28 protein-coding genes are annotated in these 25,600 nt (G+C 56.7%); 13 read left to right on the forward strand and 15 right to left on the reverse strand.

Annotated elements, in window-relative coordinates; all coding sequences use genetic code 11:
* Positions 1-19: 19 nt before the first annotated feature.
* On the reverse strand, positions 20-1,165 hold the full coding sequence (locus tag H151_RS0108865; protein WP_019961306.1) for a class I SAM-dependent methyltransferase: 1,146 nt from the start codon (positions 1,163-1,165) through the stop codon (positions 20-22).
* Between the two features lie 3 nt (positions 1,166-1,168).
* Positions 1,169-2,053 carry a prolipoprotein diacylglyceryl transferase gene (gene lgt / locus H151_RS0108870; protein WP_019961307.1) on the reverse strand — a complete coding sequence of 295 codons (885 nt, stop codon included), beginning with the start codon at positions 2,051-2,053 and terminating at the stop codon, positions 1,169-1,171.
* 104 nt (positions 2,054-2,157) lie between these two features.
* Between lgt and H151_RS0108875 the strand changes: the two genes are divergently transcribed.
* From H151_RS0108875 to proC, 3 genes are all read left to right on the forward strand, one after another.
* Positions 2,158-2,448 carry an accessory factor UbiK family protein gene (locus H151_RS0108875; protein ID WP_019961308.1) on the forward strand — a complete coding sequence of 97 codons (291 nt, stop codon included), beginning with the start codon at positions 2,158-2,160 and terminating at the stop codon, positions 2,446-2,448.
* A gap of 106 nt (positions 2,449-2,554) precedes the next feature.
* Complete coding sequence (locus H151_RS0108880) at positions 2,555-3,052, forward strand: type III secretion system chaperone family protein (RefSeq protein ID WP_019961309.1); 498 nt, start codon at positions 2,555-2,557, stop codon at positions 3,050-3,052.
* A 15-nt stretch (positions 3,053-3,067) separates the two neighbouring features.
* Positions 3,068-3,904: a pyrroline-5-carboxylate reductase gene (gene proC, locus H151_RS0108885; protein WP_019961310.1), complete on the forward strand. Its 837-nt coding sequence runs from the start codon at positions 3,068-3,070 to the stop codon at positions 3,902-3,904.
* A 492-nt stretch (positions 3,905-4,396) separates the two neighbouring features.
* Here proC and H151_RS0108890 read toward each other — a convergent pair whose 3' ends face one another.
* From H151_RS0108890 to H151_RS16010, 6 genes are all read right to left on the reverse strand, one after another.
* The gene (locus H151_RS0108890) at positions 4,397-5,716 is read right to left on the reverse strand and encodes an ATP-binding protein (RefSeq protein ID WP_019961311.1); all 1,320 of its coding nucleotides are present in this window, start codon (positions 5,714-5,716) and stop codon (positions 4,397-4,399) included.
* Positions 5,716-6,417, reverse strand: a complete 702-nt coding sequence (locus tag H151_RS0108895) for a response regulator (RefSeq protein ID WP_019961312.1) — start codon at positions 6,415-6,417, stop codon at positions 5,716-5,718. The genes H151_RS0108890 and H151_RS0108895 overlap by 1 nt, the downstream gene beginning before the upstream one ends.
* Positions 6,418-6,542: 125 nt before the next feature.
* A complete protein-coding gene (locus tag H151_RS0108900) occupies positions 6,543-7,907 on the reverse strand; it encodes a globin-coupled sensor protein (protein ID WP_019961313.1) in 1,365 nt (454 codons plus the stop codon).
* Positions 7,908-7,974: 67 nt separating this feature from the next.
* Positions 7,975-8,628 (reverse strand): CDP-diacylglycerol--glycerol-3-phosphate 3-phosphatidyltransferase, encoded by a 654-nt coding sequence (pgsA, locus tag H151_RS0108905; RefSeq protein ID WP_019961314.1) that lies wholly within the window; start codon positions 8,626-8,628, stop codon positions 7,975-7,977.
* Between the two features lie 2 nt (positions 8,629-8,630).
* Positions 8,631-10,562 carry an excinuclease ABC subunit UvrC gene (gene uvrC / locus H151_RS0108910; RefSeq protein ID WP_019961315.1) on the reverse strand — a complete coding sequence of 644 codons (1,932 nt, stop codon included), beginning with the start codon at positions 10,560-10,562 and terminating at the stop codon, positions 8,631-8,633.
* On the reverse strand, positions 10,546-10,950 hold the full coding sequence (locus tag H151_RS16010; RefSeq protein ID WP_019961316.1) for a dihydroneopterin aldolase: 405 nt from the start codon (positions 10,948-10,950) through the stop codon (positions 10,546-10,548). The genes uvrC and H151_RS16010 overlap by 17 nt, the downstream gene beginning before the upstream one ends.
* Positions 10,951-11,029: 79 nt before the next feature.
* Here H151_RS16010 and H151_RS0108920 point away from each other — a divergent pair, with 79 nt between their 5' ends.
* Positions 11,030-11,782, forward strand: a complete 753-nt coding sequence (locus H151_RS0108920) for an SDR family NAD(P)-dependent oxidoreductase (protein ID WP_019961317.1) — start codon at positions 11,030-11,032, stop codon at positions 11,780-11,782.
* A gap of 687 nt (positions 11,783-12,469) precedes the next feature.
* Here the strand turns inward: H151_RS0108920 and H151_RS17055 are convergent.
* From H151_RS17055 to H151_RS0108940, 3 genes are all read right to left on the reverse strand, one after another.
* Entirely contained in the window at positions 12,470-13,273 is an 804-nt protein-coding gene (locus tag H151_RS17055; protein WP_019961319.1) for a thioredoxin family protein, read from the reverse strand.
* A gap of 98 nt (positions 13,274-13,371) precedes the next feature.
* A complete protein-coding gene (locus H151_RS0108935; protein ID WP_019961320.1) occupies positions 13,372-13,749 on the reverse strand; it encodes a 6-pyruvoyl trahydropterin synthase family protein in 378 nt (125 codons plus the stop codon).
* 21 nt (positions 13,750-13,770) lie between these two features.
* Entirely contained in the window at positions 13,771-14,751 is a 981-nt protein-coding gene (locus H151_RS0108940) for a calcium/sodium antiporter (protein WP_019961321.1), read from the reverse strand.
* 226 nt (positions 14,752-14,977) lie between these two features.
* Here H151_RS0108940 and H151_RS0108950 point away from each other — a divergent pair, with 226 nt between their 5' ends.
* Positions 14,978-15,436, forward strand: a complete 459-nt coding sequence (locus H151_RS0108950; RefSeq protein WP_019961322.1) for an NUDIX domain-containing protein — start codon at positions 14,978-14,980, stop codon at positions 15,434-15,436.
* A gap of 8 nt (positions 15,437-15,444) precedes the next feature.
* Here H151_RS0108950 and H151_RS17060 read toward each other — a convergent pair whose 3' ends face one another.
* Positions 15,445-16,041 (reverse strand): LysE family translocator, encoded by a 597-nt coding sequence (locus H151_RS17060; RefSeq protein WP_019961323.1) that lies wholly within the window; start codon positions 16,039-16,041, stop codon positions 15,445-15,447.
* Positions 16,042-16,120: 79 nt separating this feature from the next.
* Here H151_RS17060 and H151_RS0108960 point away from each other — a divergent pair, with 79 nt between their 5' ends.
* Positions 16,121-17,518, forward strand: a complete 1,398-nt coding sequence (locus H151_RS0108960; RefSeq protein WP_026353933.1) for an aminotransferase-like domain-containing protein — start codon at positions 16,121-16,123, stop codon at positions 17,516-17,518.
* A 95-nt stretch (positions 17,519-17,613) separates the two neighbouring features.
* Here H151_RS0108960 and H151_RS0108965 read toward each other — a convergent pair whose 3' ends face one another.
* Entirely contained in the window at positions 17,614-18,543 is a 930-nt protein-coding gene (locus H151_RS0108965) for a hypothetical protein (RefSeq protein ID WP_019961325.1), read from the reverse strand.
* A gap of 564 nt (positions 18,544-19,107) precedes the next feature.
* Between H151_RS0108965 and H151_RS0108975 the strand changes: the two genes are divergently transcribed.
* From H151_RS0108975 to H151_RS0108985, 3 genes are all read left to right on the forward strand, one after another.
* The gene (locus H151_RS0108975; protein WP_019961327.1) at positions 19,108-19,479 is read left to right on the forward strand and encodes a hypothetical protein; all 372 of its coding nucleotides are present in this window, start codon (positions 19,108-19,110) and stop codon (positions 19,477-19,479) included.
* 130 nt (positions 19,480-19,609) lie between these two features.
* A complete protein-coding gene (locus H151_RS0108980) occupies positions 19,610-19,933 on the forward strand; it encodes a hypothetical protein (RefSeq protein ID WP_019961328.1) in 324 nt (107 codons plus the stop codon).
* 10 nt (positions 19,934-19,943) lie between these two features.
* Complete coding sequence (locus H151_RS0108985; RefSeq protein WP_019961329.1) at positions 19,944-20,579, forward strand: hypothetical protein; 636 nt, start codon at positions 19,944-19,946, stop codon at positions 20,577-20,579.
* A 34-nt stretch (positions 20,580-20,613) separates the two neighbouring features.
* On the opposite strand, the gene H151_RS0108990 is transcribed toward H151_RS0108985, so the two are convergent.
* Positions 20,614-20,979, reverse strand: a complete 366-nt coding sequence (locus H151_RS0108990) for a hypothetical protein (RefSeq protein ID WP_019961330.1) — start codon at positions 20,977-20,979, stop codon at positions 20,614-20,616.
* 378 nt (positions 20,980-21,357) lie between these two features.
* Here H151_RS0108990 and H151_RS0109000 point away from each other — a divergent pair, with 378 nt between their 5' ends.
* Both H151_RS0109000 and lepB read left to right on the forward strand, forming a co-directional pair.
* Positions 21,358-21,711: a YbjQ family protein gene (locus H151_RS0109000; protein WP_019961332.1), complete on the forward strand. Its 354-nt coding sequence runs from the start codon at positions 21,358-21,360 to the stop codon at positions 21,709-21,711.
* Between the two features lie 147 nt (positions 21,712-21,858).
* Positions 21,859-22,821, forward strand: a complete 963-nt coding sequence (gene lepB / locus H151_RS0109010; protein ID WP_019961334.1) for a signal peptidase I — start codon at positions 21,859-21,861, stop codon at positions 22,819-22,821.
* Here lepB and H151_RS0109015 read toward each other — a convergent pair.
* On the reverse strand, positions 22,802-23,668 hold the full coding sequence (locus H151_RS0109015; RefSeq protein ID WP_019961335.1) for a peptidoglycan-binding domain-containing protein: 867 nt from the start codon (positions 23,666-23,668) through the stop codon (positions 22,802-22,804). The genes lepB and H151_RS0109015 overlap by 20 nt on opposite strands.
* A 46-nt stretch (positions 23,669-23,714) precedes the next feature.
* Between H151_RS0109015 and H151_RS0109020 the strand changes: the two genes are divergently transcribed.
* Positions 23,715-24,596, forward strand: a complete 882-nt coding sequence (locus H151_RS0109020) for an SDR family oxidoreductase (RefSeq protein ID WP_019961336.1) — start codon at positions 23,715-23,717, stop codon at positions 24,594-24,596.
* 326 nt (positions 24,597-24,922) lie between these two features.
* Entirely contained in the window at positions 24,923-25,519 is a 597-nt protein-coding gene (locus H151_RS0109025; protein ID WP_019961337.1) for a histidine phosphatase family protein, read from the forward strand.
* The last annotated feature ends 81 nt before the right edge of the window (positions 25,520-25,600 follow it).

Genomic DNA, 25,600 nt, shown 5'->3' on the forward strand with positions numbered 1-25,600 from the left:
AAAGTTAGAAGTCTGTGTCTCAGGCGTGTAGATCATCTGCGCCAAATCCCGGTGCCGGTTTCAGTCCCGGTGCCGCGAGGGAAATGACTTTGAAGAGATGGCCCATTTGAGTGGGATCGAGCAAGCGCCAGGCCTGACGAATGACGATGTCGCGCGTGGCGTCATCCGCGCCCATCAAGGTCGCCGCACGGCTTTCAATGCCTAAGGCTTTCAAGAATTGTTCTTGAACCACAGGGCCTTGCACCTCTAACCCAGCCGATGTGGCCAGGCGGGAGAGCTCAGCAAAGTCGACATGGGCGGTTAAATCGGCCGTGCCCGGACGATCCAGCGGGCTGACTTTTTCATGGGCGCGTAGGGCCTGCAGGCTATCACCAGCCTCACTGCGGCAGGGGCCATAATCAATGAACAGCGCGCGTCCGGGGCTATGTGCAAATCGTGCCTTTAAGGCCTCGATCACTTGATGATCGCCGGGGCGGATTTCCACCAAACTCCCCTCGGGCGCATCGCGCAGCGGGGCCGGGATCAGATCAATATCGTGCTCGGCCAGTTGCGGACCGCGATAGAAGGCAAGCTTGCCTATTTTCGCCGGATCCAGCGCGATACAGCGCTCATACCAGGCACCCTCATGGCGCAGAGCCTGGCGGATGGGCAAGCAATCGAGAAACTCATTGCCCAGGATAATTGCGGGGCCTTGGGGGGCTTTTTCCAGGCTGTCAGCCCAGTTCAGCGGCACGTGACAGCCTGAAAGGGTTTGGCCTTGAACCATTTTCAGGGCTGGGCTCGCCTCCACCAAAGTGACAGTCGTTGCGGCCAGGAAGTCGGGCATCATGCGCGCAGCGCGCAGGGCATCGGCCATCATCGTGCCCTTACCGGGCCCAAGCTCGATCAGGTTAAAGGGATCAGGCCGGCCCAGATCATCCCAACATTGCAAGACCCATAGCCCGATCAGCTCGCCAAACATCTGGCTGATTTCTGGCGCGGTGATGAAATCCGCCCCCGCGCCGAGTGGATCCTTGGTGGCATAAAACCCGCCCATCGGATCGAACAGGGCTTCGGCCATATAAAGGTGGATGGGGACCGGGCCCTCTTGGGTGATCCGGTCCACAATACGCTGGGCCAGCTTTTCGCGGGCCTCTTCCAGGGCGGGATAGGTCTCTTCGTTCATCCCTTAGTCTTTTGCCCCGACCGGCTTATTCGTCAAGGCGCGATAGATCAGCCAGGCGCCCAGCGCAATCATCGGCAGAGATAGCGCCATGCCCATTGTGATATATTCGCGCAGGAATTCCGGCATATGGCTGTCCGGCTCACGCACAAATTCCAGCAAGGCGCGTACCAGGCCATAGCCTGCGACAAAAATCCCGGTCGCCAGACCCGGACGGGCCAGCCCCTTAAAGCGCCAAGTCAAAACGCCAAGGATCACCAGCAGCAAGAAGCCTTCGCCGAAGGCTTCATAGAGCTGGCTGGGGTGACGCTCCAGGCAATAAGGGTCGCTAGCAAAGCGCATCGCCCAAGGCAGATCAGGCGCAGCACGGCCCCACAGCTCCCCATTGATGAAATTGGCCAGACGGCCCAGCATCAGACCCACAGGCGTCACCACGGCTGCCGCATCGGTTAGGCGTAATAGCGCGATGGAATGGCGCCGGGCCATCAAGACCAATACGGTGGCCACACCAATAAAGCCGCCATGGAAAGACATGCCGCCTTCGGTAATCCCAGTGATGATCCAGGCGGGGCGCTCCCAAATCGCACTGGTTTGATAGAAGAGCACATAGCCCAAACGCCCACCGACAATGACGCCAATCATACCCCAGAAGAAAAGATCCTCGGCATGGGCTGGGGTGTAGGGCGATCCGGCATTTTTGTCCGACACACTCCATAAAGCGGGGCGTTTGGCCAGCTGCGTCATATATTGCCAGGCAATCACCAGGCCAAAAATATAGGCTAATGCATACCAGCGAATCGGCAGGCTGATCTCATGGCCAAACAGGTCGAAAGGCCCGAAAGTAAAGAGAATCGGCTTGATCAGATCGAAGGTCGGTTGGCAGTAGTCCATGCGCTTCCCCCTTGGGCGGATGAGTTTCGGGCGCCGAGTTGCGTTGCCACATCCCCCTTAAAGCGCCTATATGAAGGCTGTATAGCAGAGCAAGCGGTGTTGTCATGCAGTCTCGCAACCCATTTTTCGCTGATTTTGCAGACCTGATGTCTGATGCCTTCAGTGCGGCCCAAGCCGCGGGGGAAGAAGCCCAGGCTGTGTTTCGCGCGCAGGCCGAGAAGGTTGCGGCCAATATGGACCTGGTGACCCGCGATGAGCTGGACGCCATTAAGGCCCAGATCGAGGCGCAACGCGAAGAGATTGCGGCCTTGAAAGCTGCGCTCGAAGCGCAAAGCGCCAAGCCCGCCAAGGCGAGTACAACCCGCAAGAGTGCGCCAAAGGCCACTGACAAATAATCTTTATAATTTCCCCCTTCTTACCGACTTGCGCGCCGTAACGGGTCCGCCTAACGTCGGTATGTCAGGCGGTGAGTCGCTTCAGCGACAGTAGAGGGCTAACCCAATGGATCTCCAAGAGACCTTTGAGAATCTGATCAATGATCCCCTAGAGGCTGTGGAACAGGCTGTCATCGCCGAGCAGTATGCTTATGAGCGTGACGATCTGGAAGTTCACATGGCCGTGCCTGGTCAATGGCGTGACCACCAGATGTGGTTTGCCTATCGCCCGGACCTTAATGCCCTGCATATGTGTTCGTCGCTGGACCTGAAAGTGCCTGAAAAGCGCTTCCGCGATGCGTGCGAGCTGGCCACCCGCTTTAATGAGCGCTTGTGGTTGGGCCATTTTGATGTCTGGGCCGAGGATGGCTCGATCGTGTTCCGCCATGCGCTGGCCTTTCCCGGCGGTGAAAGCTTCACCCCGGCTCAGGCCATCGGCATGATCGGAGCGGCGCGCGAAGCGGGGGAGCGTCTCTATCCGGCCTTCCAATATATGATCTGGGGCGGGAAATCCGTGGAGGAGGCCGTGTCTGCGGCCATGTTCGAAACCCACGGCGAAGCTTAAGACTGACTGACATTTATGGCAAAATTTAAAGGTAAGCTGGCGCTTATCGGCGTAGGCCGAATGGGTGCAGCTTTGGCCACGTCTTGGCTCACCGCCAAGCGGGGTAAAATCAAGGCCGATCAGCTGGTGCTGGTCGCCCCGCGGCGCAATGGCAATGTCGAAGCTTTGGTGGAGGCTCACCCCGGCCTGACCTGGGTCGAGCGAATTACGCCAGATCTGGGCGCAGAGCTTGATAGTGTCATCATTGCCGTTAAACCCCATATCGTGATTGAGGCCGTGCGCGGTTTATCCAGCGTGGTCCATCCGCGTGCGCTGATTGTCTCAATCGCGGCGGGAACGCCCTTGCGACAGCTTAATTTGGCCTTCCAGAATTTCGCCATTGTGCGTGCCATGCCCAATACGCCGATTTCTGTGGGGGCCGGTGCAACCAGCTTGATCGCCAATGAACCGGCGCAAAATCCTGACTATGTGAAACGTGCTGAAGCGCTGTTTAAATCCGGTGGGTCTGTCACCTGGTTGGAGGATGAGCGCTTGATGGGCGTCGCCACCGCGCTGGCGGGTTCGGGTCCGGCCTATGTGTTCTTGCTCACTGAAGCCATGGCCAATGCGGGTATGGCGGAAGGTTTAAGCGAGGAGGCCGCCTGGTCTCTCGCCAAGCAAACGGTGATAGGCGCGGCCCAGCTGATGGCCCTGCGTGAAGAGGGACCACAGGAATTGCGCCGTGAAGTCACCTCACCGGGGGGCACTACTCAGGCCGCCTTGGATGTATTGATGGGCGAGGGCGGTCTTCCCACCCAGATCCGCAACGCCATGGCGGCGGCGGAACGCCGCTCACGCCAGCTGGGCAGTTAGGTTTCTCTCCTGTCACCCCAAACTTGATTTGGGGCCACGCCAGACGGGGTGAGCCAAGTTCTGGTCGATCAGGATAATCATCAGGCTCACGGCATAGATGCCAGATCACGTCTGGCATGACAGTCAAAGGGTGTGCTCCCCTGCTTGCGGGGGAGCTGTCAGCGAAGCTGACTGAGGGGGCATGGCTACACAGAAGCTTACACTCAATGCATTCCCATAATGTCATCCCGGACAAGCGTTAGCGCGATCCGGGATCTATTGAGCTTGCCATTAAAGTCTATAGATCCCCGATCAAGTCGGGGATGACAGTGTATTCCCCTCGCTTCGCTGAGGGGGCGAATGGATCCCGGCTCAAGGCCGGGAACCCGGATGCACTTTTTCGAACCCGCAGGGTTCGCAAGCGCGAACGCGCGTCCGCATCGCAGCGAGGACTTAAAAAAAAGCACGGCCCCGGACGTGATCCGGGGTCCATAAATGAGCTTTAGGCACCGTCTAAACCGGCAGGCTCAACACCGCGCGAAGGCCGCCTTGCGGGCTTTGATCAAGGCTAATCTCACCGCCCTGGGCGCGGGCGGTATCGCGTGCAATGGCGAGGCCCAAACCGACGCCTTTGCGATTGGCATTGCGCGATTCATCCAGGCGATTGAAGGCTTTAAACGCGTCCTCGCGCTTATCGGCGGGAATGCCGGGACCATCATCATCAATGATGACTTCAATGCGGGTACCATTGCGCCGGGCCTGCATATGGATGGTATCGCCAAAGCTGAGCGCATTTTGTACCAGATTATTGATCGCCCGTTTCAGCATAGCTGGGCGCGCATGAACGGTGAGGCCGTCTTCGATGGCGACATCCAGCGTATAGCCTTCACGCGCGCAATCCTGGGCGATTTCCTGAACAAGGCCAGAGAGGTCGACGCTCTCTTGTTCTTCGCCCGCATCGCCGCGGGCAAAGGCGAGATATTCATCAAGCGCAGCTTCCATTTCATCGAGATCACGCCGGGCCAGAGCAATATCTTCATCCTGCTTCATCAAGGCGAGCTGCAGGCGCAGGCGCGTTAAGGGGGTGCGTAGATCATGACTGACCCCGGCCAACAGGGCGGTGCGCTGTTGGAGATGGCGTTTTAACCGCGCGCTCATTGCCAGGAAGGCGTGGGCGGCTTGGCGCACTTCAGTGGCCCCGGCGGGTTTGAAATTATTGACGTCCTGGCCGCGGCCCAAGGCTTCGGCGGCGCTGGCAAGGCGCAATATCGGTTTGACCTGATTGCGGATGAAGATGATCGAGACCGCCGTCAACAGGGTTGAGGCGCCGATGATCCAGATCAGAAAGATGTGACCGGTTGTGGCGAAAACTTTTTCGCGTACCGCGATGAAGCGCAGCACCCCGCCATCGACCTTCACCCGGATGTCGACATATTCGGGATAGCGCGTGGTATCGAACCAGAAATTTTCATCAAGCTCTGCGGCCAACGCCCGGCGTAAGGTGCGATCGAGGGCGCGGAAAAAGGCCGAACGGCGCGATACGGGCAGGGTGTCGCCTTCGCGTAGATCCACTGATAAGCCCATGGTTTGATAGGCGATGGAGCTGATCTGATCAAAGTCAGTGGGGTCGCGCTGATAGAGCGTGGTGATCATGGCGATGTCACCGGCAACGCTCTCTGACAGGCGCGCGGTCACGGTTTCCCAATGCTCTTCAAAGAAGGAATAGGTCACAGCGATCTGCATCAGCGCCACGGGCAGGACGATGATCAACAGCGATCGACCAAACAGGCTCTTGGGGAGAAATCGCTTAATCCCCAGGCGCAGATATCGCATTACTTCACGTCCATATAAACCGGTTCTGCGACCAGCTTATAGCCTTCCCCGCGCACCGTTTGTAGCCATATTGGCGCTTTAGGATCAGCCTCGATCTTGCGCCGTAGGCGCGTCATCTGCACATCGACCGCGCGTTCACCGGCGCTGACGGCGGCCTTTTCGGCGAGATCATAGCGATTGACCGCTTCACCTTGGGCGCTGGCCAGAGCATGGAGCAGCGCGCCTTCCCCCCCCGTAAGCTTGATGCGCTCATCCCCTTTGGAGAGTTGTTGCGTTTCAAGCTCAAAGCGCCAGGGGCCAAAGATTACGGCTTCTGGCCCGCGCGTGCGCGGTAAGGCGCGGCGCAAAATGGCCTGAACGCGCAGGATCAATTCCTCTGGCTCAAACGGTTTGGCGAGATAATCATCCGCGCCCAAGGCGAGGCCCTTGATGCGGTCTTCTGGTTCCCCGCGTGCGGTCAGCAACAGAATGGGGCAATCGCGGGTTTTGCGAATCTCCTGGGTCAGATCAAAGCCATCCATGCCCGGCATCATCACATCCAGGATCAACAGATCAAAGGCGATCCCGCGTAAAGTGGCCAGCGCCTTTTCCGCATGAGGCGCGGCGGAAACGCGATAACCGCGTTCGCGCAAAAAACGGCTGAGCAGGGTGCGAATGCGGTCGTCATCATCAACGACCAGAATATGGGGCTGTCTGTCCATGGTCCTATCTTTGTCTTTGTGCCTTCACCATGGCCTGACTTGACGCGCCCGACAAGATAACAAAGCCCGCCAGAAGCGGGCTTCCGGCGGGCATTTCAGTCACAAATCTTATCGCTTTGAAACGCTTAAGCGGCGCGAATGCGGCTTAAGAAGCGATCGACCTCGCGGCGCAGGGTTTCAGCCTGAGAGCCGAGCGATTCTGCGGCTCCGGTCATCGTGCCAGCGGCGAAGGATGTGCGCTCAGCGCCATGTTGAACAGCGCTGATGGAGCGTGAGACCGAACGCGCGGCCTGGGCGGTTTGTTCGGTGGTACGGCTGATTTCAGCGGTAGCCGCGCTTTGCTCGTCCACGGCGGCGTTGATGGAGGCAGAGACGCCATTAACCTCATCAATGCTTTCACATACGCCTTCGATGGCCCCGACCGAATCGGCCACAGCCTGCTGCATAGCGGCGATCTGGTTGGAGATGTCCTCGGTGGCTTTACCCGTTTGTTCGGCCAGAGCCTTGACTTCCTGGGCCACGACCGCAAAGCCTTTGCCGGCTTCTCCGGCGCGCGCGGCCTCAATCGTGGCGTTCAGCGCCAGAAGGTTTGTCTGTTCGGCCACGCGCTCAATCACGGTGACAATCTCACCAATGCGGCTGGCCGCTTCAGACAGGGATGACATTTTGCGGCCCGTATCGGCGGCTTTACCATTGGCCTGGCCCGAGGTTGTTGCGGCTTCACCGGCCTTGTGGGCGATCTCGGAAATCGCGCGGGTCAGTTCCGAAGCGGCTTGCGCAACAGAATCCGCGGTCGCAACCGCTTCTTCAGAGGCCGAGGCCACAGACGACGAATGCTCATTGGTTTCTTCGGCGGTTTTGGACAGTTCCTGCGCGCTATCGGCCATTTGCGTGGCCGCCTTGGCGACTTGCTCGGCAACGCCCGCGATGGAGGCTTCGAATTGATTGGCCATTTCCAGCATGCTTTGATGGCGCTGGCGGTTACCCTCCTCATAGACAATAGTCATGACCAGATCCATATCCAGCATAACTGCGCGGGTCAGCACATTTATGGATTGGGTGAGATTGCTAGTCGATCCACCGCCCATGCCAAACAGACCTGATTTGCCGGATTGAGCCTTGACCACTGCTTCAGTCATGCCATTGAGAAGATAGGTGTATGCGCCGAAATACCAATCGGGGCGCAGCTCCAGACGGGCATGGGTTTTGCCGACGGCTTCGACCGAGCGTAAATAGGCATCGCCAAATTGACCTTCCAGGATTAAGCCCCAATGCTCAGCTTGTCGGCTTTTGGCCTGGCCTGGGCCTTTTGACCCAAACATCTTCATGATATCCGGCCATTGGCCGAGGTGAGCGTAAAATCCATCGAGGATTTTGGGCATTTGCTCCATCAAAAGAGGCTTGAGTGCTTTGAGGGCCTGGCGCTCGGTTTCACCCAAACGCGAGAACTTCAGACGGCTGTTGAGGTCAATACGAGTTGGGGTCGACACGGGGGTTCGCTCCTTAAATGCATTCAAGGCCAAGCTCACGCGATTTCAGTTAACGAATGGTTTGTGCCTATGCGCGCGCTTTAAGCCAGGCGCGCACATACTCAGCCCCGGTGAGAAGGCTTAAACAGCAGGCAAACCAAAGTGATAACACCCATGGTACATCTAAGGTCGCGCTGCGTAAGCTTTCATTGGCCAACAGTGAATCTTTTAAGAAGTATGACAGACCTGTGAAAATGAAGGGCCAGGCAATGGCAAAAAACTCCAGCGCAGTCTTATACTTAGCCAAAGTTGAAACCGGTAAGCTGACCCCAGCGCGTTTAAAGGGCGGCAGGCGCAGGGCTGTAATTGTAATGTCGCGCGCGATGATAAAAAATGTCGGCACGGCTAATGGCGGGGCATATTGCGCGCCATGAACGAAGGCGATCAGCATTAAGCCCACTAAAAGTTTATCGGCGATGGGATCAAGGAAGGCCCCAAAGGCGCTTTCAACGTTCCAGGCGCGCGCGAGAAACCCATCCAGGAAGTCTGAGACCGCGGCGGTCAAGAAGAGGCTACCCGCAAGCCAATAGAGCAAATTGGCGGTGTCTGGATCATAAGGCGCGCGATCAAAGCCGATCCATAAACTTGCGGCCGCCAGCGGGGCGAGGAGGATGCGAAGCAGCGTGATCGCATTGGGTAGCCACGCCAAGGGATGGCGTTGAAACTCTGTTGTATCACCCATCTTTATCCCCCATCGTGGAAATGATCATAGATCCTTTGTGCCAGTGCTTTTGAAACGCCGTCAACCGCTTCTAGATCCGCTAAAGCGGCGCGCGCGACGGCGCGCGCTGAGCCAAAATGTTGCAGCAAGGCCTTACGTCGTGAAGCGCCGACCCCGGCGATATCATCCAGCGGGTTTTCAGATATTTGCTTGCTGCGCTTGGCCCTGTGGCCGGTAATGGCAAAGCGGTGTGCCTCATCGCGCAGGCGTTGCAGATAATACAGCACCGGATCATTGGGCGGCATGCGGAACGGGGCTTTACCGGGCATGTAGAAATCTTCACGCCCCGCATTGCGGTCTGGACCTTTTGCGATGGCCGCCACAGTCACATCATGCACGCCCAGCTCCGCCATCACCGCCATGACCGAAGAGAGCTGGCCTTTCCCGCCATCAATCAGGATCAGATCAGGCACCACCGCGCCGTCATCGCGCTCCTTTTGTAGCCGTATAAAGCGCCGCCGGATCATGGCCTGCATCATGGCGAAGTCATCATTGGTCGCGGCGTCATCGCCCTTCATATTGAAGCGGCGATACTGGTTTTTCTCAAAGCCTTCAGGCCCGGCAACAATCATTGCCCCTAAGGCATTGCTGCCTTGAATGTGAGAGTTGTCATACACTTCAAGCCGGGTGGGGCGTTTATCCAGGCCAAAGACTTTCGCTACCCCATCGAGCAATTGGGTCTGGGATTTGGTCTCGGCAAGCTTGCGGCCCAGAGCTTCGCGGGCATTATTAACCGCCTGATCGACCAGGGCTTTCTTCTCGCCCCGTTGCGGGCAATGGATATAGACTTTGCGATCGGCGCGAAGGCTCAAGGCTTCTGCCAGCAGTTCGCTCTGCTCTGGCTCATGCGAGGTGAGCAGCAGCGCGGGCGCGGGCTTATCCTCGTAAAACTGGGCGATGAAGGCGGTCATAACCTCTTCGATAGGGGTGTCGGGCTCATGTTTGGGGTAGAGCGCGCGATTGCCCCAGTTTTGCCCGGCCCGGAAGAAGAAAATCTGCACACAGGTTCGCCCGCCTTCTTGGTGGGCGGCGATAATATCGGCCTCTTCCAGGCCCTGCGGATTGATGCCCTGGGTCGTGGTGACGGCAGAAATGGCGCGAATGCGATCGCGCAGGCGCGCCGCCGTTTCAAAGTCCAAGGCCTCTGCCGCCGCATTCATCTGGGCCTGTAATTGCTCACGCAGCGCATTCGAACGCCCGCGCAGGAATTGGCTCGCCTCATCGACCAGCTCATCATAGCGCTCGGGCGTTACCAGATCGACGCAAGGCCCCGCACAGCGCTTGATTTGATAGAGCATGCACGGGCGCGAGCGCCCTTCATAAACGCTGTCGGTACAGGTGCGTAACAAGAAAGCCTTTTGCAAGGTGTTGAGCGTTTCATTGACCGCCCCGGCGGAGGCGAAAGGCCCGAAATACGCCCCGTCCTTCTTGCGCGCGCCGCGATGCTTGGTCAGCTGGGCGGAGCGGTGATCTTTACGGATCAGGATATAGGGGAAGGATTTGTCATCGCGCAGCAGGATGTTGAAGCGCGGCTTCAAGCGTTTGATCAGATTGGCTTCCAGCAGCAAAGCCTCGGTCTCCGTCGCGGTCACGACAAATTCCATCGACCGGGTCAGCGCAATCATCAAGGCGATGCGATTGGAATGTCCCCCGCCCTTGGCATAGTTGGAGACGCGGTTTTTCAGCTTTTTGGCTTTACCGACATAAAGGACCTCACCGGCCTCATCATACATGCGATAGACGCCCGGCTTCATCGGCAGACGCTTCACATAATCGGCAATGATGTGTGGGCCTTTTAAGGACGGATCGCCGGATGGGCCTTGGGGGGCGCTGGATGCGCCGCTTCCGGCCGCAATTTCCGGCGGGGCGTCGGGTCGATTAGCGCCAGCGCTCATAGGTGACGCCTACAGAGTGGGCATCCGCCAGCGCGGTCAGTTTCTCGACCTCGATTTGGAAGCGAAGGATGCGCGGATCGGTAAAGACGGTGTTGGTGATGTCCTGAACCAGATCTTCCAGTAATTCATGATGTTGAGATGCAACGACCTGGCGCACGGTTTCGGCCAAAGCCGCATAATTGACCGCTTTATCAAGATCTGCGCCCGGCGAGGTCGCCTCTTGGGCGACATCGGCCTCGAACGTGATGGCAATGGGTTGCTTGCGCCCGTGTTCGCTGTCATAGACCCCCACCTCAGCCTCAAGGCGTAGGGATCTGACGCGAACCGTCATCGTCTCACCCGTGTGGGGTAGAGGGTGGCGCGCAGCCGACACCGCATCTAATTTCATTACCAGTCCTCTTTTGTCGAGAGTGTGAGGATAAGGGGCCAAGGCCCATATTTAGGCCCTGGGAGGCTGGAGGAAAACCATGAGCCACGCAACCGCGCTTGTCACCGGAGGCGCCAAACGTATGGGCGCGGCGTTTGTACGCGCTTTGGCCGAACGCGGCCACCCTGTCGGGGTGCATTTTAACAGCTCCGAAGATGAAGCCGCCAGCCTGGTGCAAGAAATCATCGGGGCGGGCGGGCGCGCCGATCTTTTCCGCGCTGACTTGAGTGAAAGTGAGAGCGTGAAAGGCCTGATCGGCGCGGTGAGCGCGCGACTGGGCCCGGTGGGCGTACTCGTTAATAGTGCAAGTCTGTTTCTCGATGATGATCTAACGCGCCTTTCGCCTGACAGCTTTCTGATCCATCAAAAAACCAACACCTTAGCGCCGCTTTTATTGGCGCAGGCCATGGCCGCGCAGACGCTTGAGAAGGGCCTCATTCTCAATGTTCTGGACTATAAGCTCTTTAATCTGAATGCGGATTACCTCTCCTATACGATCTCCAAATATGCCTTGAAAGGGATTACCGAGATTTTGGCCCGCCGTCTGGCCCCGCATATCCGCGTTAATGCGCTGGCTCCGGGCCTGACCTTGCCAAGCGCCCACCACAGTGCGGCGGAGTTTGAACGCCTCCATCATGATAATCCGCTGAGACAGGGCGCTCAGTTGAGCGATATGATCCGGGGGCTTAATTTTTTCCTCGATACCCCCAGTGTCACAGGACAAATCCTTACCATTGATGGCGGACAGCATTTTGACCCGCGCTTGACCCGCGATGTGTTCGAGGCGCTGTAGGGCATTCGGTCATCGGGGTGCGGGCGCTAAATTTCAGGGCTTAAATAAAAAAAAACACTGTCATCCCGGACAAGCGTTAGCGCGATCCGGGATCTATTGAGTTGGCCAATAGGGCTTATAGATCCCCGATTAAATCGGGGATGACAGTATGCGCTGTGTCATGCCAGACTTGATCTGGCATCCATGCCGTAAGCTTGACGATTATTCTGATCGACAAGAACCAAGCTCACCCCGTCCGGCATGGCCCCCAAATCAAGTTTGGGGTGACGGTTTTTTAGATATATCCAACCCTTCCGGGGCCGCGATTATTATTTTGTGTCCTCGCCGCGCTGCGCGCGCGAGGTTGCGCTTGCGGGGGCGTTGCCCCGATCTGTGTCAACCGGGTTCCCGGCCTTGAGCCGGGATCCATTCGCCCACGGGGCGCAGCGAGGACGTTAAAAAAAGCCTGTCATCCCCGACTTGATCGGGGATCTATTTTCTTTGCCATCACGCTCAATAGATCCCGGCTCAGGGCCGGGATGACAGATTATCAAGACATCCTCGCTTACGCTGCGGGCGCGCATTCGCGCTTGCGACCCTTCGGGTCGAACATGTCATGCCAGACGTGATCTGGCATCCATGCCGTAAGCTTGACGAGTATTCTGATCGACAAGAACCAAGCTCAACCCGTCCGGATGGGAAGGGGCCTTACCCCTCCTGCCAGCTCCACTCACGATCGAGCTCTGGAAACTCCAGAACGATCGGATCAAGGCCTTCGCTGTCCTGACGGCGGGCGTCGGCGCGTAGATCTGACAGAGCTTGGCTGATCGTATAGCGCGCGTCTTTAAATTCACGCCAGACATCGAGGAAGTTTTCCGGTTTTTCGCCATCCTCTTTACCGGCATGCTCGCGCATATAGGCATAGCCTTGATAGATATGGGGGGCATAGTCAGCCTCAAAGGCGGCGATGTCGGCCAAGGCGGCGCTGAGCGCCGGGCTCGCGTCTTCCTGAGCAGGCTGAGTAGAGAGGTCAGCGAAATAGGTCTCTGCCTGGCTCAGTTCGCGCTGAGTTGCAGAGCGCCAATAGGTCTGGGTGTCGAGATTGAGCACACGGCTCGTCTCTGGCTCAATCACCAAAACGGTCGGCGTGGCATAATAGGCGGGCAGGCCATAATGCTGCACGATATCTAGGCCATGATCAAATGACCCGGCATTGACGAATTCCACTTCATAGTCATCGCGCATTTGGGCGGCAAAGACTGGGTCAGCGAAGAAATCGGCCATGGCGCGGCTGTCATCACACCATTCCGCGCCGATGATCACCACCAGGCGGGCATCACGCGCTGCGGCGCGGGCCTGGGCGGCGAGCACGCGCGATAAAGCGGTTTCGCCGTCTTGGGTATAGGCTTCGCGCGGGGCAAAAGCGGATACGTCTTGGGGGGATGGCGTGGCGGCGGCGCTCGCCGGATCACTTACGCTTAAGGCCAGAATGGCCAGAATCGATGTCAGCATGGTCTTTCTCTCCCCAAATATGTCGCGGGAGATTAAGCCGAGCGCGGGCCAGTGCCAACTGACGTTTCTGTTATAAATTCTATACGGGTCTGCGACCTTTATGCGCGGCGCAGTACCGCTTTTTCCCCCCAAGAGGGGCGCCGGATTTCAACACTCACCAGGCCGGGCAAGACCGGATCGAGCTTTTTGAAGACCCACTCGGCGATGTCCTCTAAGGAGGGATGCGCCAGGCCTTCAATATCATTGAGCAAAGAGTGATCGAGAATGCTGGTCACATGCGCTTTCACGATCGCTTCGATTTCCCAGAAATCCTTGACCATGCCGCTGTCATCGGCTGGATTGCCCGCAACTGTCACCGTTCCCGCAAAGGAATGGCCATGCAGACGCGAGAAGGGATGGCCTTCTTCCTTGTGGTTGAAATAGTGCGCCGCGTCGAAGGAGAAATCCTTCGAGATTTCCAGTCTCATCTCAGTCATAATCGTCTTTTCAAGGCTTGTTTATGCCAAGGCACCGAGGCCAAGCGCGCCGATATACAAGCAATATGCCAAAAAGAGAACCATCCCTGCCAGTCGGGTGATGGGACGACGGGTAAAAATGAACAGGGTCACAGCAATGGCCGCCCCCAACATGACCCAGTAATCCAGCGCAAAGAAGCTCTCATCGACGACGGCAATTTTGTCTTTTGCCCCAGCGGCTAAGCCGGTAATGCCGCCTACGGCAAAGATGTTGAATATGTTCGATCCCAGCACATTGCCTAGCGCCATGTCTGCGTTTTTACGCATGGCCGCCATGATTGCAGTCGATAGCTCGGGTAGGGATGTGCCCAGCGCCAAAACCGTCAGGCCAACAACGGCTTCGGGCACGCCCAGATCGGTGGCAAGGCTGGCCCCGCCGGTCACAATCAGATGGGCACCGATAGGAAGGGCGATCAAACCGCCCAGAATAAATAGCGCCAGCATCGGTCCCGATTTGGGAAGGCCTTCCATATGATCAATATCGGTCAGTTCCGCCAGGATCGGATCATCTTTGGCTTTGCTTGAATGCAGAGCCAGATAAAGGATATAGGCGACGATGCCTGCGGCCAGAATGGCCCCGTCGATCAGGCTCAAGCCGCGATCCCAGGTCAGGCCAATGAAAAGCGCGCTCGCGCCGACCACGATCAACGCATTGGTGCGAATGCCAGGCGTGGTCACGGCCATGGGCGCAAGAATGGCGGGCAAGCCTAAGACCAGAAGGATATTAGCGATATTCGATCCAACGATATTACCCAGCGCCAAGCCCGGCGCATTGGACAACGCCGCCGCAGCGCTGACCACCATTTCGGGCGCAGAGGTGCCAAAGGCCACGATGGTCAGGCCCACAATCAGGGGCGGAATGCCGAGATTTCGAGCCAGGGCCGTTGCGCCGCGCACAAGAAAATCGCCGCCCACGATCAGGACGACGATTCCAATGGCGAGCATAATCAGATCAGTGATCATCGTGATGACGCCGCTTTATCGCTGAAAAAGAAAAAGATGGGATCTAGTCGAGGCGCTTGTATTCGATCAGATTAAGCAAGCCGAACAGACCAACGATCAAACCCAGAGCAACAAAAGCAGCCATGTCATTTTCCTTCTTAGCGAACCCTTTATGGGGGCGATTTGCCTTTGTCTATACCGCGCTTGGGCGCGCGGGGCTAGCCCTTCTTGCGCAAAGGGCTGAGGCATGATTGCACGCCTTGTCACATCGCTGATGCGGATCTTTTGGCGCTTCAGCCGCGGCATGACTATGGGGGTGCGGATCTGGATCGAGGATGAGGCAGGACGCCTCTGTCTGGTGCGCCACACCTATATCGAAGGGCTCCATTTGCCGGGCGGCGGGGTGGAGCGCGGCGAGACGGCGCTAGAGGCCGTTAAGAAAGAAGCGCGTGAGGAAGTGGGCGTCGCGATAACGGGCGTTCCCGAATTGATCGGAGTTTTTAAGCACCGAACCTTCACCACCGATCATGTGCTAGTCTATCGGGTGCGCGCCGATCAATGGATGGCATGTGAGAGTGATAATCTAGGTGAGATCGCCGAGATCGTGTGGCACAATCTCGACGATCTTCCCGGCGATGTCAGCCCCGCCACAGCTCAGCGCATTGCAGAGCTTCATGGCGGTGCCAACCTCGATGTCTATTGGTGAGTATAGGCTTAGTGCATGAAAAGACTGGCCGCCGTGGAGACGACCATTAACAGGGCCATCAGACGGTTCACCCAGATCAGCCAAGGTGCGTGACCGGTGGTGCGGCCCAAAATGGCGCCGAACGCCCCCCAGGTGAGATTGAGCGCGCCCCCCACGAATACAAAGATCAATGCCAGGACGATGGCATCCGAGACATAGCGCTCTGGCGTAACAAATTGGGCAATGCCGGTGATTTGCATGGCATAGGCTTTGGGGTTTAAGGGGTGTACGAATAACCCCTTGATGAAGCCCGGCGCTTTATCCAGCTTTTTGGCCCCCGGCGTCGCCGTGGCGATCAAAAAAGCCAAGTAAAGAATATAGCCTAAGCACAAAATACGCAGTGCCATCCACACGCCGGGCAGGGCCTGTAACACCCCCATCAGACCGGTTGTCGTCACCAGATAAACGGCGAGAAACCCGACAATTGTGCCCGTCCACAAAACCAAAGTTTGGCGAAAGCCGTAATTGGCGGCCGTCGCCATTATGGCCATATTCGCCGGGCCGGGCGTGCCCACCAGCGCGATCACAAACAGGGTCGCAAGGGCAAATTGATCCAAGGGCATCATAACGGATCGTCCTTCATTGTTTGATACGCTGCTAGGATTGTACTTGAAAATTGTATCAATCAATGATTAAATTGTCTCTATGACAATTTTAGCGATGTTCAAGGATCTGGCTCCGGATCAGCGCACGGCGCGCGAATTTGAAGCCCGCTTAAAGGCGGCCATTCAAGCGGGCGATGTGGCAAGCGGCACGCGCTTACCCCCGGTACGCCAAGCCGCGTGGGAATGGGGCTGTGCGCCGGGAACGGTTTCGCGCGTTTATAATGCCCTGCAGGCCCAGAATTTGGTTTATGCCCAGGTCGGGCGTGGGACCTTCGTCGGTGCCCTGGATGCTCCGCCCAGCTATATGGGCCGTGAACTGGCACCCCAGGGTGAGATTGATCTTTCCCGCAATGCTGTTCAAAAGCCCAGCCCTTATCCTTTGCTGGAAGCGGCGAGCCTGGCCATGCATGAGGCCATGATGCGCCGCGATTTCCCGATCACCTGTATTGGGGAAATGGGCTGGGCCGCCCATCGCGAAGCGGCGTTGGGCTATGTGCGGCGCTGGCGTGATGTCAGCACGATTGATGAGCTTGTCCTGACCAATGGTGCACAATCGGGCATTGCGGCGGCGCTGATGGCGTTGGTGCCGCCCGGCGGGGCCATTGCGGTCGATCGCCAGGTCTATTCCGGCGTTACGATGGCGGCGCGCTTAACCGGGCGCCGGGTCGTGGCGGTGGATATGGATGAAGCGGGCATGTGCCCGGACCATTTGGAGATGCTGTGCCAGAAACAGGGCGTGCGCGCCGTGTTTGTAATGCCCAGCCTACAAAATCCCACGGGTCGTCCCATGCCGCGCGAACGCCGTGAAGCTTTGATCGTGCTGGGCGCGCGCCATGATCTCAGCTTTATTGAAGACGAGGTCTATGGTTTTCTGATTGAGCATGATGCCTATAGCTTTTCGCGCCTTGCGCCAGAGCGCACGCTGCTTGTGACCGGACTGTCCAAATCCATCGCCCCGGTGTTGCGCTTAGGGTTCGTGGCCGGTCCGCCGGTCTGGATCCGGCGCGTCGCGGCTGCTCATAATGGGCTGCAATTGATGATTTCACCCATCCTGTCGGGTATGGCGGCCCATATCCTCAATAATCCCGCCTTCAAAACGCGCCTTGAGACTTTGCAGACGCCTTTAAAGGCGCGTGCGGCCTTTGCGCGTCAGCAATTATGGCCTGAACGGGTCAATGATCGCACCCTGTTTGCCGGCGGTATCGCCTGGGTGCCTCTGCCTGAAGGTTGGACGGACAGCGACTTTGCCCGCGAAGCCCAAGCCATCGGGGTTCGCGTCGCGCCCAGCCGTGATTTTGAAGTCGATCAGGTTCACGGGGCTGCGCACATTCGCCTCAGCCTATTGGCGGTTGAAGAGGATACGGTCTTTGAGGATGCGATTTTGCGCCTGAAATCCTTGATGGCGAACCCCTATCTGGGTGTCGTGCGCGCGCCCTAATGAAAAAAAAAGCCCCAAAGTAAAAGCCCCAAAGTAAAAGCCCCGGTACGAGGATCGCACCGGGGCCTTTTAAAGGAGATAAGTCAGCGTGGGGCTTAGTAAGGGCGATACCCGCCACGGCTGTCGATCCATTCCAGGCTGTCCACAACGCCATAGAGCGAGAAGGTTGCCAGGCGATCCGCGCCGTGAACGTCAACATATTGTACAGTCAGGCGGCCACCGCGACGCATGCGGTCGATCAGGCGCGAAACGGCGCGCGGATCGCGCACTTCAAAGAAGCCATCCTCGCGTGAGCCACTGGCGCGGAAAACTTCCAGATTACGCCCGTCAACGCGCACAGAAATCGGCAGATTGGCATCAATCGGGTGCGAATGAGACAGGAAGACCAGGCTGTAGCCACTGCCCGCGCGATCCACTTCTAAGCGCAAGCGATGATCAACATTGCGACGGCCCGCAGTCGCTTCAGTGACGCAAGCGCCGCCAGAACGGCAGGTCGCGGTCCAATCGCGGAAGGTTTGAGTGTCGCTGGGGCAATAGCTGCCAGAGCATGGCCCAGGAATTGTGGGGTAATCACCATTCGGCGCGATATCACGCAGAACAGAATTTAAACGATGCGCTTGGGCTTCGAGCAGCTCAATACGGCAAGAGGAGGATTCAGGGCCGATCTCCGTCCAGCTATCGCCTTTGACCGCGCCTTCGAATTCGCACTGGAACTCGAGATAATTGCGCCAGGTCTCGCGCGAAAAGCCCAGGGCCTCCATCCGGCGTGCGCGCTCGGTCTCATTGTCTTCGCGTGACACCACAGCGTTCAAGGCTTCAGCGGCAAGATCAAAGCTGCGCTCAGCCTCTAACAAACGGCGTGACAAACACGCGCGCAGTTCCAGGGCACCCGTGGTCTCGTTCAAACACGCTTCAAGCGGTGTTTTATAATAGCGGTTGCCATAGGAAGAATTATCCGCAATCGCGGGGGCCGCAATGAATACGGTTGCCACCGCCATCACCCGACCGATAGTTGCAATAGACATCGACTTATCCCTCTCTTTAGTGACACCCCCCAGCAGAAGGATGTCGACATGCTGATCAGAGGGGTCGTGATCACGGTGATGGCTCGCCCCGAACCTTAACGCGTGATCGCCTCTGAACGATCTGTCTTAACCTTAACGTCGCTTCATCCTTAACAACGCCATCTTGAACCGCAGATGAAACGCTGTTTCACCTTGGGCTCACACCCGAAACTTAGGGCCGAGTGTCCCACTATGAGACGCTTAGCCAGATTGCCTCGCCTGAGGCAAGGTCTAGTTTTACGGGGTTAGCGTCTATCGCGAAGATGACTCTGAGCCCAAACCGACCTAAATACGCATTGACGCAAGGGTGACTCGCATTGTTAACCATAACGCGCAAATGGCAAAAGCGCTCCCATTTTTTATTAACTTTTTTCTTAACGTTACCCATCCGCCACGCTTTTCAATTGGACCGGACATTGCAAGGCGCGTATAGGTCCAGACCAGATGCTAAGTTTGGACGCGATGACGTATTGTGACGTCACATGAGTGTGCTAGACAGAGGCACGAAACTGGGAGTACGGGTCGATGACGAAAGCTGGAGCGCAAGGTCGTATCGCGCAAAAAATAATCGGGCTGGCGCTTATTATCGCGAGCCTGGGGCTAGGCTCTGCGAGCTGGGCTCAAGGCAATGGTGAGGGGGTGTACCGGGTCGATACACCCCATGAAAGCTTTACCATGCGCCGCCTTGCAGATGGCCGTTATGAAGACACGCTGGGGCGAACGGGCAGTTGGACCGTGCATGGCGGGCGAACGTTGTGCATTTTGGTGAGTTCAGCCAGCCAGCCGCGCGAGTTGGAATTGTGTACGCCGTTTGAGCCGCTCGGTGTCGGGCAAAGTCGCCAGACCACAGGGTTGAGCGTGGACGGTGAAGCCTACACGATTACCCGCGTCGAATAAGTCGGCTGCGGGTTTGCGCGCTGGGCAATCGCGTAAAATAAGGGCTAGGCGGATGTCGTCCCTCACGATATAGTCACGTTAAGGTCTTGTTAACGCAAGGCGAGGGATCCGGCGTGCAGTGGGGGTAAAAATGCAGGTCATGTTATCGCGGATTGGCTCAGCCAGTATCACGCTCTTTTTCTCATTTATTTTGTCGCTCGCGATCTTGATCGGGCTTGATATTGTCGCGCCGGCCGTTTTGGCATGGATGCTGGATGGTGCCGAGTTGATTGAAAATGCAATTGGCAGCACCGGACTTAACCACCGCTATAATAATTGGGTGCGTTTGCTGGTCAGTGAAGATCAGATCCTGTTCCTCTTTTTCACCATCATTTCGCGCATTTTAATCGCGATCTTCCTGACCAGCTTGGCGGCGGGATGGCGTAGCCTGACCGGTAGCACCAAGAAAGCTTAACGGGGCAGGTATGGCGATTGAGCTTACCCCATGGCTCATGTCCTTAAGCGACATGGTCATTGAACACGGTATGAGCGCCGTTGTTGGCGCGGGCCTAACCCTTCTTGGGGGAGGGGGGGGATGGTTTACGTATCGTCTCAAAAAGCTTTACGCCTTAGAGGGCCAGCTTAAAGAGTTGGATCAATACAAGTCGTGGTTAATCCGGTCAAAATTACAAATCACAAGCACGGATGCGCATGAGTTTTGGACATGTTTGCAAGACTTGCGCGATTTTTTGGACTCGGAAAGCTCTAAGTCAGAAGTGAATGTTTCTAATTTCGACTCTAAGTTCAAAACTTTTTATAAAACGCGTGAGAGTAGGCTTAAGCGTTCAGAAGAATTTATGAGGATGTGGTTCGAGTTTGAGCGCTCGTTGCGCATCTTTTCTGCTTTATACATTGCGCATTCAAACCGTTCTGCACGCGATGAGGCGGCTTTCCAAAGAATAAAATATCGCTGGTGCGACATTTACGAATATTTGTTTGGTGTAATACCCATTGAATATAAAATTAAACTCATGGATATGAATATTACTGATGTTGCGCAGGAAGTTTCGTCCAAGCTGAAGCTTGAGGGTCAGACTTCAGACCAAATTTTGATTTTATAATAATAAGGCCCGTCACGGACGGGCCTTATTATGCTTAAACCAAGAAACTGGTTGGATCGGGATTGGGGCGCTGATCAATCACGCGCACCAGGCCAACAATGGCGCGCACCACAACCCATAATGTCCCAACCGCCCAGACCAGTAGGCCCAGGCCAAAAATCCATACGGTCAATAAGCCCAGAACGAAGAATAAGAAGCCGAAAAAAGCGGTTCTGAGTTGAAACTGGTAGTGGGTTTTTAACCAGGGTGCGCTTTTATCATAGCGAAGTGCGGCCAGAACGACACCGATCACCATGGTCAGTCCGTTTGCGGGGCCCACGATGAATAAGACATAGACGATGAGGGCAATTAAGCGGTCATCGCGTTCGCTGACATTCAGGCTATGCGTGGTCTCACTCATGGGAAGGCTCCGTTAGACATTAAGTCCCTAACATGGGGTTGTTTGGCGCAGATGAAAAGATTGCGAAGGCGAGATGACAAAAAGGTAAGCTTTGGGCTTGCCGATTAGAACGCACAGCTTCATCATGAGTTGCAAGGGGAGTGAGGCGGCTATGACCGCATATATAGATAAGATTTTAGCACGTCCATCCCAGTGGGTTCTCGCATTCAGTGTTATGGCCTGGATCGTGATCTTACTCAGCGTGTCCGTCGGGGACTGGCGCCCAGATGCGCCGTTTAGTCTTCTTCTGGCGGGGGCGTGCTTAATGGTGGGGGCCAGCTTGACCTGGGTCTATGGGGAGGCAGCGCATAGGCGCTTGCATGTAGAGGATGAGCTTTCATGACATCGACGCCTGAGACGTCCTATGCCCGCTCACCTATTCTGGTGACGATGGCGGACACTGTACCAGATCGTGAAATCGTTGAGGTTTTGGGGATTGCGCGCGGCAGTGTTGTGCGTGCGCGTTTCTTCGGGCGTGATTTTATTGCCGGTCTTCGTAATCTGGTGGGCGGTGAAGTGACCGAATATACCAAATTGCTGGCCGAATCGCGTGAGCAGGCCTTGGGCCGTCTTGTCGCCCATGCTGAGCAATTGGGCGCTGATGCGGTGGTGACTTTCCGGTTTTCAACCTCATCGGTGATGGAAGGCTCTGCAGAAATTCTGGCCTATGGCACCGCGGTGCGGCTTAAATAACGCGATCAGCCTTTAAAATATTAAAATGTCTGCTAAAGGGGAGGAACAGCGGTTGCTCCCCTTTTCTTGTGGGGGCAAGCTTGCTATAGATATGGAAAGTTTGTTTTACAGTGCGGCTGATTGCGGCGCGCTTGAGTGGACCCTTCAATGACCGATCGTACGCCTTCTGAGCCTAATCCTGCCCTGTCTAAGGATGCGGCATCTCCTTCACAGCCTCATGAGGATGCGGTGATCGGCCAGGATCCTGCTCCCGCTCAATATCGCCAGGATGCGAGCACGCCAGAGATTGAGCCCGATGAGAACGCGGAAGGTGATGAGAAAAGCTTTGTGCAGCGTATGGTCGGTGAAGCGATTGAAGTCGTGCGCTTCTTAGGCGGCGTTGCCGCCGTGTGGCTGGCGCTGGTCACCTTTGGTTATGCGGCGTTTCACATTCCATCGGTCAGCATGCAGCCCACTTTAGAGGTCGGTGACCGTGTGGTCGTGTCCAAATGGGCCTATGGGTATTCACGCCACTCTCTACCTTTGGGCTTGGGCTATTGGGTGCCAGAAAGCGTAAGCGGACGATTCCCCAATTTGATGCCAAAGCCGGGCGATGTGGTGGTGGTGCGTGATCCGTCACAGCATTTGAACCTGATCAAACGCGTTGTGGGCCTGCCCGGCGATGTCATTGAGGTGCGCGGTGGGCGCCTGTTTATCAATAATGAAGTGACCCCGCGTGAACTGACCGGTGAGTTCACCTTCCGCGATTATCGCGGCAATCTTGTCAGTGTCAGTGCCTATGATGAGACGTTGCCCAATGGCCGCGTCCATCCGATCTATGAGCATAGTGATCATGAGGGTCTGGATAATGTGGGCCCCTTCCAGGTGCCTGAGCATCATATCTTTGTCATGGGGGATAACCGGGATTCCTCTGCCGATAGCCGGGTGAATTATGTCGGCCCCGATGGCAGTGTGCTGGGCCTTGGCTATGTCCATGTTGATGAGCTGGTTGGGCGCGCGGAAACCGTGCTCTTCACCTTCGCCAATTGCCGTCAGGAAGAGGGGCTGCATTGCCCGAAAGGCCGGGTCTGGCGTCCGCTCGTGGGGCGTTCTACCACCAGTTCTTCTTAAAAATCGCGCGGTGATTGGCCCATAGGGTCGCATTGCGCGCTTCGATAAGGGCGGGGGTGTAGCTTTTGATCCGCAACAGCTCTACCCCCAGCTGGGACAGGCGCGGGACCAAGAGGCCTTCGGCCTGGAAATGCCACCATTCTGCCGAGAGATAGAGCCTATTGCTGGCGCGTAGAAAACCTGCGCGCGCGGCAATGGCGCTAAAGCCATGCTTGGCAAACAGCTTGGTGAGATTGATAAACGCGCCTTCAACGATTTTCGTTAAAACCTCGCCCCCAGTCCACGGCCCGCGCCAGTAAACCGCCTCCAACATTTGGGCGGTGCCATGGGCCGCGCGTGCCCAAACAGTCCAGCTTTTTTCGCCGACGCGCGTGATGACATAAGGGTCGGTGTCGGGGTGGAAGAAGCCTGCATTGATGCATAGATCAATGGCAAGGCCCGGATAATGCATGGATTTGGCGGAGCGTGAGGCATTGCTTTGCGCAGAAAGACTGCGTAGCCCCCCCGAGGAGTGTAGCTTAGCGCCCATTTCGTCGACCGTTTTGGCGATCAGGCGAAAGGCTTTGGCTGCATCGGCGCGCAAGGTGAAATTGGCCAACCCCTCCATGCCCTGCGGCGTGGGATCGGCATCCAGGGTTTGGATCGCCATCGGGCTTTGCGTGGCATAATAGGGTATTTGTAGCGCCCATAAGGTGTTCGGACCTGCCACGCCATCCACATAAAGATTGGCATGATCTTGAAAGGCCATAACGGCCTCTTTCACATTGGTTTCATCGAGCTCTTGCGAAGGGCGAATAATGTCGTGAAACTGCAAAAGCTCGGACAGTTTTTCGTAATACGCGTCCATACTGCACCCATAACAAAAACAACCTTGGACAAGGGAGGATACAAGTTTGACATCACTGAAGGATAAGACTGTCTTTATCACCGGCGCGAGCCGCGGGATTGGCTTGGCCATTGGCGAGCGCGCCGCGCGTGAAGGGGCCAATATCGTCATCGCGGCCAAGACCGCCGATCCGCATCCCAAATTAGAAGGCACGATCTATACCGCCGCTGAAAAGATTGAAAGCCGGGGCGGTAAAGCGCTACCCATTGTGTGCGATGTGCGCGATGAAGCCAATGTTGAGGCCGCTGTGGCCGCGACGGTTGAAAAGTTCGGCGGCATTGATGTTGTGGTCAATAACGCCTCAGCCGTGTTTCCGATGCCGACGCCCGATACCCCGATTAAACGCTGGGACTTGATGCATCAGGTCAATGCGCGCGGGACGTTTTTGGTGACGCAAAAATGCTTGCCGTATCTGTTAAAGGCTGAAAATCCGCATATTTTAACGCTAAGCCCACCTTTGGATATGAAAACCAAATGGTTTGCGCCCCATGTCGCCTATACCAGTGCGAAATACGGCATGAGCCTGTGTGTGCTGGGCTGGGCCGGTGAATTTAAAGGCAAGATTGGCGTTAATGCGATCTGGCCGCGTACCGCCATCGCCACGGCCGCGATTTCCAATGTTCTGGTCAATGAAGAGGCCTTGCAAGCCTGCCGTAAGCCGGAAATCCTGGGCGAGGTCGCCTATCGCGTCATGACCAAGCCGGCTGCAGACTTCACCGGCAATTTCATTATTGATGACAGCTTCCTGGTCAGTGAAGGCGTTACGGATCTGGATCAATACGCGATGACGCCGGGCGTGGCGCTGTTACCAGACTTCTTTGTCCCTGATGAGCCTCCCGCCCCAGAAGGGGTTAATTTAATGGATTTGTCGGCGCTAACCGGGCATTAAGACCACGAGGGGAGGGGGACTGCATTTCCTCTTCCCCCTTGTGCATGCGCTCGAAAGCCGAAATCATAAGCCCCGCTTAAAAACTAAGCGCGCTTGAAGGGCAAGGATTGCTTTTTACAAGCATGATTGTGGGGGAAAAGTGCGGGCTAAGTGCTTGTCTCCCCCCCTTTTGCCCGATAGGAGACAGAGTTAAACGGATCTTTGGGAATCAGCCCCAAAGGTCAATCAAGGGATTTTACGCAGATCTGCTGTCGTTAAAGCGAGGGGGATGTGCGGCCTTTAAAACCTGATCGGGGATTGACGGTTTTAAAGCCAGAGTGGTGGGAATGAAGGCTATGGCGGCCAACACGCAAACACAAACTGCGATCACAATCGCGCGCCACGGGCAGCCTGACCTTAACCGCTTTGTTAAGCTCAATTGGCGTGAGTATGAGGACTGGTGGGTGCAATACGACCTGGCCGGTTTGAAGCCGGGCCAAATCCCACCGGAAAGTTTGAAGGCCGAGGCCGCAGCGGCTAAGACGCTGTTTGCCTCAACCTTGCGCCGGGCCATCGAAACTGCGCGCGCGGCCGCGCCCGATCGTGATCTGGTGATTGATGCGCGCTTTGTCGAAGCGCCGCTGCCCCCACCGCCCATGCCGGGTAAATTTGATGCGCGCACCTGGGGTGTGTTTGCCCGCTGCTCGTGGTGGCTGGGTTTCCATCGCGGCCGTGAAAGCCGTCAGGACGCGCAATTGCGCGCCGAAGGCGTTGCGGAGTTTCTGATTGAGGCCGCGCAGTCTGGCCCTGTTATCTTGTTTGCCCATGGCTGGTTTAACCGTATGATCCGACCGCATTTGAAGGCGCGTGGCTGGCGCTGTGTGCGTGATGGCGGGGATTGGTATTGGTCATGGCGCCGGTATGAGCTGAAAAATCCGCGCTAGAACCGGTCTCAGCCCTTGATCACGCGTCGAAGGCGCGCTTGTCTCTGAGCTCATGCGCGTTACATCTGAAGGAGCCTCTGT

This window comes from Woodsholea maritima DSM 17123, from assembly GCF_000382325.1.
Classification (GTDB): domain Bacteria; phylum Pseudomonadota; class Alphaproteobacteria; order Caulobacterales; family Maricaulaceae; genus Woodsholea; species Woodsholea maritima.

What these genes read in the sequence shown, in the direction of transcription:
- H151_RS0108865 (WP_019961306.1), bottom strand. Translation starts at nt 1,165, where the DNA reads ATGAACGAAGAGACCTATCCCGCCCTGGAAGAGGCCCGCGAAAAGCTG.
- lgt (WP_019961307.1), bottom strand. Translation starts at nt 2,053, where the DNA reads ATGGACTACTGCCAACCGACCTTCGATCTGATCAAGCCGATTCTCTTT.
- H151_RS0108875 (WP_019961308.1), top strand. Translation starts at nt 2,158, where the DNA reads ATGCAGTCTCGCAACCCATTTTTCGCTGATTTTGCAGACCTGATGTCT.
- H151_RS0108880 (WP_019961309.1), top strand. Translation starts at nt 2,555, where the DNA reads ATGGATCTCCAAGAGACCTTTGAGAATCTGATCAATGATCCCCTAGAG.
- proC (WP_019961310.1), top strand. Translation starts at nt 3,068, where the DNA reads ATGGCAAAATTTAAAGGTAAGCTGGCGCTTATCGGCGTAGGCCGAATG.
- H151_RS0108890 (WP_019961311.1), bottom strand. Translation starts at nt 5,716, where the DNA reads ATGCGATATCTGCGCCTGGGGATTAAGCGATTTCTCCCCAAGAGCCTG.
- H151_RS0108895 (WP_019961312.1), bottom strand. Translation starts at nt 6,417, where the DNA reads ATGGACAGACAGCCCCATATTCTGGTCGTTGATGATGACGACCGCATT.
- pgsA (WP_019961314.1), bottom strand. Translation starts at nt 8,628, where the DNA reads ATGGGTGATACAACAGAGTTTCAACGCCATCCCTTGGCGTGGCTACCC.
- uvrC (WP_019961315.1), bottom strand. Translation starts at nt 10,562, where the DNA reads ATGAGCGCTGGCGCTAATCGACCCGACGCCCCGCCGGAAATTGCGGCC.
- H151_RS16010 (WP_019961316.1), bottom strand. Translation starts at nt 10,950, where the DNA reads ATGAAATTAGATGCGGTGTCGGCTGCGCGCCACCCTCTACCCCACACG.
- H151_RS0108920 (WP_019961317.1), top strand. Translation starts at nt 11,030, where the DNA reads ATGAGCCACGCAACCGCGCTTGTCACCGGAGGCGCCAAACGTATGGGC.
- H151_RS17055 (WP_019961319.1), bottom strand. Translation starts at nt 13,273, where the DNA reads ATGCTGACATCGATTCTGGCCATTCTGGCCTTAAGCGTAAGTGATCCG.
- H151_RS0108935 (WP_019961320.1), bottom strand. Translation starts at nt 13,749, where the DNA reads ATGACTGAGATGAGACTGGAAATCTCGAAGGATTTCTCCTTCGACGCG.
- H151_RS0108940 (WP_019961321.1), bottom strand. Translation starts at nt 14,751, where the DNA reads ATGATCACTGATCTGATTATGCTCGCCATTGGAATCGTCGTCCTGATC.
- H151_RS0108950 (WP_019961322.1), top strand. Translation starts at nt 14,978, where the DNA reads ATGATTGCACGCCTTGTCACATCGCTGATGCGGATCTTTTGGCGCTTC.
- H151_RS17060 (WP_019961323.1), bottom strand. Translation starts at nt 16,041, where the DNA reads ATGATGCCCTTGGATCAATTTGCCCTTGCGACCCTGTTTGTGATCGCG.
- H151_RS0108960 (WP_026353933.1), top strand. Translation starts at nt 16,121, where the DNA reads ATGACAATTTTAGCGATGTTCAAGGATCTGGCTCCGGATCAGCGCACG.
- H151_RS0108965 (WP_019961325.1), bottom strand. Translation starts at nt 18,543, where the DNA reads ATGTCTATTGCAACTATCGGTCGGGTGATGGCGGTGGCAACCGTATTC.
- H151_RS0108975 (WP_019961327.1), top strand. Translation starts at nt 19,108, where the DNA reads ATGACGAAAGCTGGAGCGCAAGGTCGTATCGCGCAAAAAATAATCGGG.
- H151_RS0108980 (WP_019961328.1), top strand. Translation starts at nt 19,610, where the DNA reads ATGCAGGTCATGTTATCGCGGATTGGCTCAGCCAGTATCACGCTCTTT.
- H151_RS0108985 (WP_019961329.1), top strand. Translation starts at nt 19,944, where the DNA reads ATGGCGATTGAGCTTACCCCATGGCTCATGTCCTTAAGCGACATGGTC.
- H151_RS0108990 (WP_019961330.1), bottom strand. Translation starts at nt 20,979, where the DNA reads ATGAGTGAGACCACGCATAGCCTGAATGTCAGCGAACGCGATGACCGC.
- H151_RS0109000 (WP_019961332.1), top strand. Translation starts at nt 21,358, where the DNA reads ATGACATCGACGCCTGAGACGTCCTATGCCCGCTCACCTATTCTGGTG.
- lepB (WP_019961334.1), top strand. Translation starts at nt 21,859, where the DNA reads ATGACCGATCGTACGCCTTCTGAGCCTAATCCTGCCCTGTCTAAGGAT.
- H151_RS0109015 (WP_019961335.1), bottom strand. Translation starts at nt 23,668, where the DNA reads ATGGACGCGTATTACGAAAAACTGTCCGAGCTTTTGCAGTTTCACGAC.
- H151_RS0109025 (WP_019961337.1), top strand. Translation starts at nt 24,923, where the DNA reads ATGAAGGCTATGGCGGCCAACACGCAAACACAAACTGCGATCACAATC.